Source organism: Streptomyces thermocarboxydovorans, assembly GCF_039524635.1.
GTDB lineage: Bacteria > Actinomycetota > Actinomycetes > Streptomycetales > Streptomycetaceae > Streptomyces > Streptomyces thermocarboxydovorans.
The window spans coordinates 1-10861 of record NZ_BAAAGU010000106.1; the positions used below are offsets into that span (position 1 = coordinate 1).

Annotated in this window: 7 protein-coding genes and 2 pseudogenes; 3 read left to right on the forward strand and 6 right to left on the reverse strand. The window is 70.6% G+C overall.

Annotated elements, in window-relative coordinates:
- Window positions 1-215: 215 nt before the first annotated feature.
- The 4 genes from ABD198_RS29630 to ABD198_RS29645 all read right to left on the reverse strand — a co-directional run bounded on the left by ABD198_RS29630 (window position 216) and on the right by ABD198_RS29645 (window position 5117).
- Window positions 216-1538 (reverse strand): flavin monoamine oxidase family protein, encoded by a 1323-nt coding sequence (locus ABD198_RS29630; RefSeq protein ID WP_344007660.1) that lies wholly within the window; start codon window positions 1536-1538, stop codon window positions 216-218.
- A 22-nt stretch (window positions 1539-1560) separates the two neighbouring features.
- A complete protein-coding gene (locus tag ABD198_RS29635; protein WP_344007663.1) occupies window positions 1561-3063 on the reverse strand; it encodes an aldehyde dehydrogenase (NADP(+)) in 1503 nt (500 codons plus the stop codon).
- Window positions 3064-3135: 72 nt separating this feature from the next.
- A complete protein-coding gene (locus tag ABD198_RS29640; protein ID WP_344007666.1) occupies window positions 3136-3669 on the reverse strand; it encodes a flavin reductase family protein in 534 nt (177 codons plus the stop codon).
- 56 nt (window positions 3670-3725) lie between these two features.
- On the reverse strand, window positions 3726-5117 hold the full coding sequence (locus ABD198_RS29645; protein ID WP_344007668.1) for an LLM class flavin-dependent oxidoreductase: 1392 nt from the start codon (window positions 5115-5117) through the stop codon (window positions 3726-3728).
- A gap of 568 nt (window positions 5118-5685) precedes the next feature.
- On the opposite strand from ABD198_RS29645, the gene ABD198_RS29650 reads away from it, so the two are divergent.
- A complete protein-coding gene (locus ABD198_RS29650) occupies window positions 5686-6465 on the forward strand; it encodes a 2-keto-4-pentenoate hydratase (protein WP_344007670.1) in 780 nt (259 codons plus the stop codon).
- A 427-nt stretch (window positions 6466-6892) separates the two neighbouring features.
- Window positions 6893-7122: pseudogene (locus ABD198_RS29655) on the forward strand (hypothetical protein); the annotation flags it as partial.
- A 31-nt stretch (window positions 7123-7153) separates the two neighbouring features.
- Here ABD198_RS29655 and ABD198_RS29660 read toward each other — a convergent pair.
- Window positions 7154-7648: an NUDIX domain-containing protein gene (locus ABD198_RS29660; protein WP_344007672.1), complete on the reverse strand. Its 495-nt coding sequence runs from the start codon at window positions 7646-7648 to the stop codon at window positions 7154-7156.
- Window positions 7649-7859: 211 nt separating this feature from the next.
- Window positions 7860-9116, reverse strand: a complete 1257-nt coding sequence (locus ABD198_RS29665) for an MFS transporter (protein WP_344007674.1) — start codon at window positions 9114-9116, stop codon at window positions 7860-7862.
- 1024 nt (window positions 9117-10140) lie between these two features.
- On the opposite strand from ABD198_RS29665, the pseudogene ABD198_RS29670 reads away from it, so the two are divergent.
- Window positions 10141-10693 (forward strand): annotated as a pseudogene (locus ABD198_RS29670) (hypothetical protein).
- Window positions 10694-10861: the final 168 nt, after the last annotated feature.

Here is a 10861-nt window from a genome sequence, read left to right on the forward strand (position 1 = left end):
ATCGACAGGGGGACACAGTCATGCCGGGCCCGGAGGCCAGCGGCCCTCTTGCAGGACCGCGGAAACCATAACGGGGGGAGGGGCCGGTCCCGCCGAGGCAGGGGCTCGGCGGGACCGGTGACGGGGCCCATGGCGGCTGTCCTCCCGGCTCCGCGGGTTGTCCCGGACCGCTCCGGTCCCTGTGGGAGCGTCCGAACGGGACCCGGAGCGGGGTCTCAGCGGGCCGGCAGGCTCGCGCGGACCTGGCGGGCGGCGCGGGTGGCGCTCTCGATGGCGCCGTCGAAGAAGCCGGCCCAGACGTTCGCGATGTCGCTGCTGGCGAAGTGCAGCACCCCGTCGGGGGCCTGCAGGGCGGCGTGGTGCCGGGTGAACTGGCCGGGGCGCTGGATGAGCCACGTCTCGCGGGAGTAGTCGTCGTCCATCCAGCCGTGGCCGGTGACCTCCAGCACCTCCAGGTCGTCGCGCCAGACCCGCAGGGCGGCGGCGACCTGGTCCGGGTCGGTGACGTCGATGCGTTCGGCGTCGGCGCCGAAGCCGACCAGCACGGCGTCGTGCTCGCCGGTGAACTCGGTGCGGATCACCGAGAGCGGATGGTGTTGTGAGGAGTAGGCGAAGAACGGCTTGATCGGGCCGCGCACCCTGATCCATGCCTTGGTGCCGCGCGAGGCGGTCTTCTCACGGGCCGGGATCAGCTTCGCCTCCGGCAGCGGCGGGGTGACCTCCAGGGCGTCGAGCAGGTTCTGGCCGAGGGTGACGATCACCCGGCGGGCGGTGAGGGTCCGGCCGTCGGCGCAGGTGAGGGTGGCGCTGTCGGCGTCGTGGGAGACCGAGCGGACCGGGGTGGACAGCCGGATGCCGACACGGCCCGTCCCCCGGGCGTCGGCGGCGATCGCCTCGGCCAGAGAGATGTTGCCGTCGGTGAGCCGGAAGACGGCGGACGCCTCGTGCATCAGGTGCCAGGAGCCGGCCGTGGCCGCCGTCCAGCGCAGGGCGCCGACGAAGGACGCCTGGTCGAGCGGGCAGTTGAAGTGCCCCACCCATGCCGCTTCGTTGGCGTTCTTCTCGTCCTCGCTCAGCTTCAGCTCGTCCAGCTTCTCCTGGAGGCTGAAGCGGTCGGCCTCGGCGAGGGCCGGGTTGCGCAGCGGGTCGTCCGGGCGGGGGATCCACCGCATCGTGTCCGCGAGCAGGCGGGTCATGCCCGGATCGATGAGGTCCATGAAGTCCTCGAGGCTGCCCCGGCGGACTTCGTCTCCTGCCAGCCAGTAGGTCTCCTCGGAGCGCGGGCCGCGGGTGACCTCCAGGCCGTAGCGGTTGACCTCGGCCCACACGTGCGGCTGGGTCCAGTGCAGCCAGTTGCCGCCGAGCTCCAGGTCGCGGCCGAGGCGGTGGTCGGTGTAGACGCGGCCTCCGATACGGTCGCGGGCTTCCAGGACGGTCACCTTCAGGCCGTGATGGGCGAGTTCACGGGCGGCGGTCAGGCCTGCGAGCCCGGCGCCGATGACGGCCACGTCCGTCTGCTGGTCGTGCTGGTTGTGCATGAGGGTCCTTTCCCGGCGGTGGTCAGGGCTGTTCCGTCGTGCCGTCGACGCTGCGGACGAGCCCGAGGGGGTTGTCCTCGCGCAGGGCCGGCGGGAGCAGCTCCGGCGGCGCGTCCTGGTAGGCGACCGGGCGCAGGAAACGCTCGATCGCATGGGGGCCGACGGAGGTGTGCGCGGAGGTCGAGGCCGGATAGGGGCCGCCGTGGTGCTGGGCCCGGGTGACGGCGACGCCGGTGGGCCAGGAGTTGAACAGCACCCGTCCGGCCTTGGCGCGGGCTTTTTCGGCCAGCGCGCCCAGGGCTGCGGCGTTCTGTCCGTCGCGGGCGGTGTGGAAGGTGACCGTGAGGCTGCCTTCGAGGCGGTCGAGGAGCTGGGCCGGCTCGTCGACGGTGTCGTACTGGACGATCACGGCGGTGGGGCCGAAGCACTCTTCCAGCAGGTTCTCCGCGTCCTGGAGGAACTCTGCGACGGTGGGGACGAGGAAGAGGCCCGGACGGGCCTGCGGGCGCCCGTCGCCGTCGGTGGTGACGGCGGGCTCGACGAGGGTGCGGGTCTGCCGGGCGCCGGCCACCTCGCTCAGGCGCCGTCGCAAGCCCTCGGCGATCTGAGGGGACAGCATCGGCGCGGCGGCGGCGGAGCGGACCTCGTCGGCGATCGCCTCGACGGCGTCCGGGTCGCGGGGCAGCAGCAGGATGCCGGGCTTGGTGCAGAACTGGCCGGTGCCCAGGGTGAGGGAGCCGGCGAAGCCGGAGGCGATCTCCGCGCGCCGCTCGGCGAGCGCGCCGGGGGTGACGACCACGGGGTTGACGCTGCCGAGCTCGCCGTGGAAGGGGATCGGTGTCGGACGGGAGGCGGCGATGTCGAACAGGGCGCGGCCGCCGCGGACGGAGCCGGTGAAGGCCGCTGCCTTGACGCGGCGGTCGCGCAGCACGGTGACGCCCGCATCGCGGCCGGTGAAGAGGGCAAAGGTGCCCGGCGGGGCGCCCGCTCCGGCGAGGGCCTCGTGCACCAGCGCCGCGGTGTCGGCCGACGTACGGGGATGGCCGGGGTGAGCCTTGACCAGGACCGGGCAGCCGGCGGCGAGCGCGGAGGCGGTGTCGGTGCCTGCGACGGAGAACGCGAAGGGGAAGTTGCCGCCGGCGAACACCTCGACGGGCCCCAGAGGCACCTGGTAGCGGCGCAGTTCGGGACGCGGTGGTACGGCGGTGGGGTCGGCGTGGTCGATCGTCACGCCGAACGGGGCTCCGGTGGCGGCGTACTCGCCGTACATGCGCAGCTGGCCGGTGGTGCGCCTGATCTCGCCGGACAGCCGGGCCTCGCCGAGGCCTGTCTCCTCGGCCGCCACCTGGACCAGGTGGCCGGTGCTGGCGTCGAGGACGTCGGCGACGGCGGCGAGCGCGGCGGCCCGCGCGCGCGGGGTGAGCGCTGCCCAGCGGGGGGCCGCCTCGGCGGCCCGGGCGAGGAGGGTTTCGAGCTCCTGGGCCGGGGTCTCGGGTTCGGCGCCGGCCTGGTGGGGGTTGGTCACGGGGTTCCCCTGCGGGTGCGGTTCCCGGCCGGGCCCGGCCGGGGAGGTGTGCGGTGGTGCGGGACGCGTGGGTCAGACGGCGGCAGGAGCGCGGTAGCCGCCGAGCCTGCCCCGGTGGAAGACGAGGGGCTCACTGGAGCCGGCCTCCATGTACAGGACACGGCCGATGACGATGACGTGGTCGCCGCCGTCGACCTCCCGGACGGTCTCGCAGTCGAGCCAGGCGGCGGCCCCCCTGAAGTGCGGGGCGCCGTTCTCGGGCGAGGGCACCCAGTCGGTGCCCGCGAACTTGTCGTCCCCCTTGCGGGAGAGCGCTTGGCACACGTCGGTCTGGTGCTCGGCCAGCACGCTGACGCTGAACCGGCCGGAGGTGCGGATCCTGGGCCAGCTGGTGGAGGCGCGGTCCGCGGAGAACGTGACGAGGGCCGGGGTGAGGGAGAGGGACTGGAAGGTGCCGACGATCATGCCGGCGGGCCTGCCGGTGTCCGCCTCGATGCCGGTGACGGCGACCACGCCGGTCGGCAGGTGTCCCATGACGTCCCGGAACAGCCGCTGGTCGATGGCGGGTCCGGCAGGCAAGGCGTGGGCGAGGGCGGTGGAGCTCATGACATCGGTCCCTTCGGCGTCGTTGTACGAGGAGCGGGGCGAGGGGGTGAGGGAGGTCAGGCGGCGTGAACGGCGGCGGCGCGGATACGGGAGGCCGGGTGGTCGTCGAGGGTGTGACGCTGTCCGGCGCCGTAGAAGCTCTCGCGCAGGGTGGCGGCCTGCTCGTCGTAGGCCTCGCGGGCCAGGCCCTGGTCGCGCAGGACGGGCAGGGCGAGCTCGATGAAGTCCTCCCAGCCGCCGGGCCTGACGCCGTAGCTGAGGTTGAAACCGTCGATGTCGGCGGTCTGCTGCCAGCGGCGCAGCTCGGCGGCGACGGTCTGCGGGGAGCCGACGATCACTGCACCGCTGCCGCCGACGCCGATGAACTCAGCGATCTGCCGGGTGGTCCACTTCCGGTCCGGGTCGGCGGTGGAGAACATCTCGACCATCGACCGCGAGGCTTCCACTTCCACGTACTCCAGCGGGGTGTCCGGATCGACGCTGCTGAGGTCGATGCCGGTCCAGCCGGCGAAGCGGGCCAGGGCCCCCTCGTACGAGACGTTGCGGACGTGCCGCTCGTACTTGGCCTGGGCCTCGGCGTCGGTCGGGGCGACGATCACGGTCAGCAGCGCCAGAACCTTCACCGAGCGCGGGTCACGGCCGGCTTCCGCGACGGCGGCCCGCACCTTGTCGACACTGCGCCGGGTCATCTCGGGGGTCAGCGTGTTGAGGAAGACGGCCTCGGCGTGATCCGCCGCGAACTGGATGCCGCGGGAGGACGCACCGGCCTGGAAGAGCACCGGAGTGCGCTGCGGGGAGGGCTCGCACAGGTGCAGGCCGGGCACCTCGAAGTAGGTGCCCTTGTGCCGGATCGGGTGCACGCGCCGCGGGTCGATGTACATGCCGGCCTCGGCGTCCCGTACGACTGCGCCCTCCTCCCAGGACGCCTCCCAGAGCTTGTAGACGACCTCCATGTACTCGTCGGCCCGGTCGTACCGCTTGTCGTGGGGGATCTGCGTGCCCAGGCCGAGGTTGCGCGCGGCGGACTCGTTGTACGAGGTGACGATGTTCCAGCCGACCCGGCCCCTGGTGATGTGATCCAGGGTGGAGAAGCGGCGGGCCAGCGTGTAGGGCGCGGTGTAGGTGAGCGACTCGGTGACGCCGAAACAGAGGTGGCGGGTGTGCGAGGCCATCGCGGAGATCAGCACCGTCGGGTCGTTGATCGGGAACTGGCCCGCGTCGCGGATGGCGGCGTCCGCAGAGCCGGCGTAGACGTCGTGGTAGCCGACGGTGTCGGCGAAGAAGATGCCGTCGAACTTCGCCTCCTCGAGCATCTTCGCGGTGTCGGTCCAGTACGACAGGTCGGTGTAGCGGAAGCTCTGGTCGGCGGCGTCGCGCCAGTTGCCCGAGGTCAGATGGCCGGGCGCGAAGACATCGAACGCGAAGATCTTGAGGGGCTGGTTGCTCATGCCGTCCTCCCGGGGCAGAGGCGAGGAGTGCTCCCGCGGCTCCTGCAGCGAACTGCGGGATCTCAGAGGCGTTCAACATGCGAACGATACGTTCATATTCTGAGGAGTGCGGGTCAGTGTCAAGAGGGTGCGGGTGGCCGTTCCTTGTGCGCGGAGCCAACCGCCCTGGAGCGTGAACCGGTCTGGTGAAGATGCTGAAAGCCCAGGTCATGGCCCACTTTTCCGGCCTTCATCAGCCCTCCGGCGGGTCTTGGCCGGCAAGGGATCCCCGCACCGTGCAGGCCCTTGACATGACAGGCCGCCCGTGCGACTTTTCGTTCGGCGACAGGATCCATAGAGCGAACGCAGTGTTTGATTTTCGGAGACCTCGATCGCCTCACACCCGCCCCGCCGGTGCGCTGTCACCGATCAGCGATGCAAGGGGCATGCGGCGTCCGGCGCGCTCCCGGCGAGCCGGCTCCTTGGCGGTACGCCGGGTTCCTGACCGCTTGCGCGGCGCCCGCTGCGGTCGGACGCGGTGCTCGCGGCAGGGCCCTCACCCGTCCCTCGGCATGCAAGGAAGCACTCCATGCAGCAGCACCTCGTAGACATCGCCGACGCCATCGACGCGGCCCGGTGCGGCGTCCACTCCATCGCTCCGCTCACCGACACGTTCCCGGAACTTCCGCTCGCCGACGCCGTTGCCGTGCAGAAGCACAACGTCCAGCGCCGCATCGCCGAGGGAGACCGGCTGGTGGGCTACAAGCTCGGCAACATCGCCAAGGTCATGCAGCAGGCGTTCGGCGTCGACCAGCCCGACTACGGCCACCTCCTGGCCGGTGACTTCCATCTGGAGAACCTCCCCGTCCGGCTGGACCAATTCATCGAGCCGTACGCCGAGGTCGAGCCGGCCTTCCTGCTGGGCCGCCGGCTGCAGGGCCCGAACGTCACGGTCGCCGACGTGATCCTCGCGACCGAGTACGTCGTACCGGCAGTCGAGATCATCGACTCCCGGTTCACTGACTGGCGCATCCAGATAGCCGACACCCTCGCCGACAACGGCTCCGTAGGCGGCGTCGTCCTCGGGGCCACGCCCAGGACCCTGCGAGAGATCGACTTCTCCGGCATGCACGGCGAACTGCGCTACGACGGCGAGACGGTGGGCTCTGGCCCGGCCTCCGCCGTCCTGGGCAACCCGATCGCCGCCGTGGCCTGGGTGTGCAACGAGCTCTCCCGGTACGGCATCACCTTCGAGCCCGGTCAGGTCATCCTGCCGGGCAGCTGCCTGACGGCGGTGCCGCTGGCGCGCGCGGCCACTGTCACCGCGGAGTTCACCGGGCTCGGGAAGGTGGAGTTCGAGGTCATCTGAGCAGCGGACACCCCGGACCGGCCGAGCCCGGGACCGGCAGCCCGCAGCTCGACTGACCGGGGCGTCGCGCCGGTGTGCGGCGGCACGACGCCCCCGGAACTCCGCATGAACACAGGGGAGGCTTTGCCGCGCTGGGCGTCAGCGGCCGCGGCCTGAGCGGGAACCACGGCATGGACGAGGACAGCGGCAGCGAGCGGTCGGGCAGCCGGGCCCGTGCCCGGTCCGGCCGTCGCGCGCCGCTCTGTGCCGCGCAGTTCAGCTGCTGGTTCAACCGAGGTTGCCGTAGCCGACGGCCGGCACGGGCGTGCCGCATCGTCCGCCCGGCTCGCCCTCGGGCCGCCGCCTGGATGAGGACGTGTCCTGTGCGGAATCACTCCGTGATCCTTCCTGCAGTACGTGGGCCGGGAAGGATCCGGACCGGGAAACCCCCATCCAGCTACGCCTCGTCCGGTACGACGCCCTCATATGCGGGATCTTCGACGCCAGCAGCACCTCACCGCGGCTACGTCATGCCGGGCCACCGACGAGGGAGTCCGCGGCCTCTTCCGCGTCGCTCAGCATCCCCCCCGCTGGGGCACCCGCTGCACCACCCACAGCAAGATCATCTGGGCTGAGCAGGCTCTCCCGGACACAGCGGCACCGGGACCGGACCGGTAGTTGCCACGCCCGCCCGCACCTGCCGGGGTGCTCAGGCCGCATCGCCTGGGTGGGCGTGACCGAGCTGGATGGGTTCCGGAGCAAGTGCTGCGCTCAGGACATGGCGGAGCCAGGGCACCTGCCCGTCGAAGCGGACAAGGAACCGGGGGCGTACCCAGCGGTAGGAGTCGTGTTCCCAGTTGAGCTGCAGCCTTCGGCGCTCGGTCTCGGCGTGGAAGGTGTGCACCTTCCAGAAACCGCCGCGGTCGTCGCCGAGCTCCAGGACGGGTCCGGTACGGAAGGCGGTGAGTTCGGCGACCAGCAGGCCGGTCTCCTCGAAAAGTTCAAGCAGAGCCTGGACCCGCGGCGTGCACCCGTCCTCGGCGAAACCCGTGACGCAGTGCCACAGGCCCGCGTCATGGCTGACGAGCCGGCTCCGCTTGAACAGGCCGATGCGCCCGTGCCAGGTGAGGACGACGGCCACCACGGTGCCGCGCTCGGCCTTCTGCACGGGCCGTGCGGGCGCTCTGCCGTACGCATCTTTCATGGTGATCCCTCAGTCCCCGCCCGGAGGTGTGGGGGAGGAGGCTTCCCGGGCGGGCATCGGCCTGGCCGGCTGTCCGGCCGCCGCTGGCGGACATGATCCAGCCGCATGGACGTCGTCTGGATCAGCGGGCGCGATGCCCCGTCGGGCCGCGACGCGAGGATGGGCGCGTCACAGCCGGAGGGGCACCGTGCCGGCCGAGAGCGGCACCGGGCTACGCCTGATGCGGGGCGGAGGTCTCGCTCAGGCTGCGGCCCATGGTTTCCGGGGCGAGCACCTGGGAGACCGCGGCGCCGGCGACGCAGACACACGAGGCGATGAGCATGCTGGGACCGGCGCCGAGGTTCTCCATCGACCACGGCAGGGCGAAGGTGCCGAGGGCGGCGCCGATCCGGCTGGACGCGGTGGCGAACCCGGTGCCGATGCCGCGGACCTCGGTGGGGAAGATCTCACCGGGGTAGACGCCGGTCAGCGCGGTGTAGCTGGCGTTGACGAAGGCGAAGACGAGGAAGCAGACCAGTACCACGAAGGTCGGTGCGCCGCTCCACAGACCGATGATCGCCAGGACGGCGGCGCACACCCACTGTCCCGGAACGGTGAGCTTACGGCGGCCGATCCTGTCGATCAGCAGGAGCGAGACGACCACACCCGCGACCGCGACCCCGTTCACGCCGATGGCGCCGCCGAGCCCGTCCCCGAGGCCGTACCGGGACAGCACACTGGCGGAGAAGGTGGCGATGGCGAAGTACGGCGTGACGGCACAGAACCAGAACAAGGAGGTGAAGGCCGTGGCACGCCGGTAGTCGCGGGAGAACAGCATGCCGAAGGTGCCCTTGCGGCCGCTCTCATGGGTGATGTCGAGCGCGTCGGCGGGGTCCTCCAGATACTTCTCAGCGATGTGCCGGGCTTCCTCGGTCCGCCCCTGGTTCATCAGCCAGCGCGGGGACTCGGGCATGCCCAGCCGGGACAGGAACAAGATCACCGCTGGCACCGTGCTGGAGCCGAGAATGAGGCGCCAGTCCAGGTCGAACACCGTGCCCATGACGTAGCCGACGATGAAAGCCACCACGAAGCCGGCGTACCAGGCGACCTCCGAGAAGGACATCAGCCTTCCGCGGAGACGGGCCGGGGCGAACTCGGACAGCAGCGGCCAGCCCACCGAGTATTCGGCCCCGACCGCGATGCCCATGAGCAGCCGCACGGCGAACAGCTGCCAGGCGGAGTCGACGAAGAACTGCAGGACCGACCCGACCAGGAAGATCGCCAGATCGGCGGTGAACAGTGGCTTGCGGCCGAGTTTGTCGGTGAGCCAGCCACCGAGCGGACCGCCCACGAAGATTCCGATCAGGGCGGATGCCCCGATCAGGCCCTGCCACAGCAGCGGCATGCGGAGTTCGACGGCGGCGGCACCGATTGCGGCACCGATGATGCCGAGGACGTAGCCGTCGATGAACATGCCGCCGGCCGTCACGCCGGTCAGCTTCGCGAGGAAGCGTCTTTTGTGAACCGGGGCAGGCTCACTGCCTCGAACAGCGTCGGGGTTACTGACAGTAGTCACCGCTGGAGTCCTTCCGGGATGAACATCACGGCAGTCGAAACCGCCTGCGTGGTGGAGCGACGGGTGATCGCACTCGGCATCACGGCTCTTCGCCAGGAGAGGGCTGGAAGAGGCGCGGAGGTCGGCGTTCACGGGTGAGGTTCCACCCGGGCCGCGCAACGAAGACCAACGACGTTCAGATAGTGAACGACATGATCGAATTTTTGGAAGTGTGGCATAGGCCCCATCGAGCGTCAAGGATTCGCGCGTGATTCCGCCGACCGCCTTCGCGTGGGTTCGATCGCGCCTACTGAAGAGGGAATCTAGGGCGGAGAGCGCTTCGGGCGGTCAACGTCTTGACATGGCAATGCGTGCAGGCCACTATCAGCGCACCCCACTAAATGAACAGGCTGTTCAGACTGTGAACGTAGATCGGGTTTCGTTCCAGGCGGGTGTCGCAGCGCGCATCCGTCGCCAGCGCGGCGGCGCACCAGGCCGTGAGGCTCCACGTACACAACGTCACACGCACCGCCGTTCACCCACCTGTCCGTGCGACTGACAAGGAGCTGCCGCAATGCCCCACAGTGATCAGCCGGGCACACTCTCGCGCCGGACGGGCACGGAGTGTCCGCTGCCGCCGGCTCGTGCAAGCGCTGCGCCGACCAGGCACTCCCGTCCCCGGCCACTGCGATGCTGATGGGGCGTTACACACATGTGATCCGCCGCTTTTCCTGGTGGCCGACCACAGCACATGTGTTTGGCCTTGCTGCACGTGCGACCGGACTTGGCGGGGCGACAGTTCACCGGATCTGACCAGCTAAGGAAAGGTCAGACCGGCCGGCCTCGGTAGCTGTTGTCTTTCCGGACCTGAGGACTGCGTTTCAGCTGGTCGGGCGTAGGGTCGGCGGCCCTGTGGGAGTAGTGGCCTGTCGTGCTGTCGCTGCCCGGGAGGTCGTGGATGCCGTCGGTGGTTGGGCTGTTGGAACAGCGTGAGCTGGGTGCTCGCCGTCGTGTGGACGAGCTGCGGGAGGAGGCCGACCGCATCCAGGCCGAGCCGGCCGTGGCCGAACGGGAATGGAAGGAGTGGGCCATCGCCCGCTCGCGGGTCGGCGAGGTACTGGCCCCTGCGGACGAGACCGGACAGGACCACGCGGTGGCCGACCGGATCGCGCCGGCCGTCGCGGATCAGGCCGGAAAGGCGCCGCAGGTGTCGGAGGCGGCGAAGGCGAAGTCGCAGGTGCCGGTGTGGCGCCAGGGGCTGGCCTGGTCGGCACTGTCGGTGGACTACCAGCGCATTCTCAAGGCCCTGGCGGACCGGGCCCGCCTTGGGCAGGGGCCGGTGACCTGCCAGGAGATGGCCGCGGAGTTCGGCATGGACGTGGTGCCGGCACGGGTGGAAGCACTGCGGCCGAAGGCAAAACGCCTGGTCGCGCGCGGCTGGCTGACCGAGCCCGCGCCCGGGCCAATTCACCCTCGCGAAGGGCATGGCCGGGCCAGTCGGCGGGTCATGAGCAGGGTCATCGACCAGTAGATTATGGCTTCGGCGCTGGTGGTGCGGCGCTCGTAGTCGCGGACCAGGCGGCGGCTGCGCATCAGCCACGCGGTTGGGTCGGCCGCGCGGCGAGGTGCTCGCCGTGGGGCGAGTCCTGTTCCGCGCGGCCTCCCGCCGAACCGGACAT

What these genes read in the sequence shown, in the direction of transcription:
- ABD198_RS29630 (WP_344007660.1), bottom strand. Translation starts at nt 1,538, where the DNA reads ATGCACAACCAGCACGACCAGCAGACGGACGTGGCCGTCATCGGCGCC.
- ABD198_RS29640 (WP_344007666.1), bottom strand. Translation starts at nt 3,669, where the DNA reads ATGAGCTCCACCGCCCTCGCCCACGCCTTGCCTGCCGGACCCGCCATC.
- ABD198_RS29645 (WP_344007668.1), bottom strand. Translation starts at nt 5,117, where the DNA reads ATGAGCAACCAGCCCCTCAAGATCTTCGCGTTCGATGTCTTCGCGCCC.
- ABD198_RS29650 (WP_344007670.1), top strand. Translation starts at nt 5,686, where the DNA reads ATGCAGCAGCACCTCGTAGACATCGCCGACGCCATCGACGCGGCCCGG.
- ABD198_RS29660 (WP_344007672.1), bottom strand. Translation starts at nt 7,648, where the DNA reads ATGAAAGATGCGTACGGCAGAGCGCCCGCACGGCCCGTGCAGAAGGCC.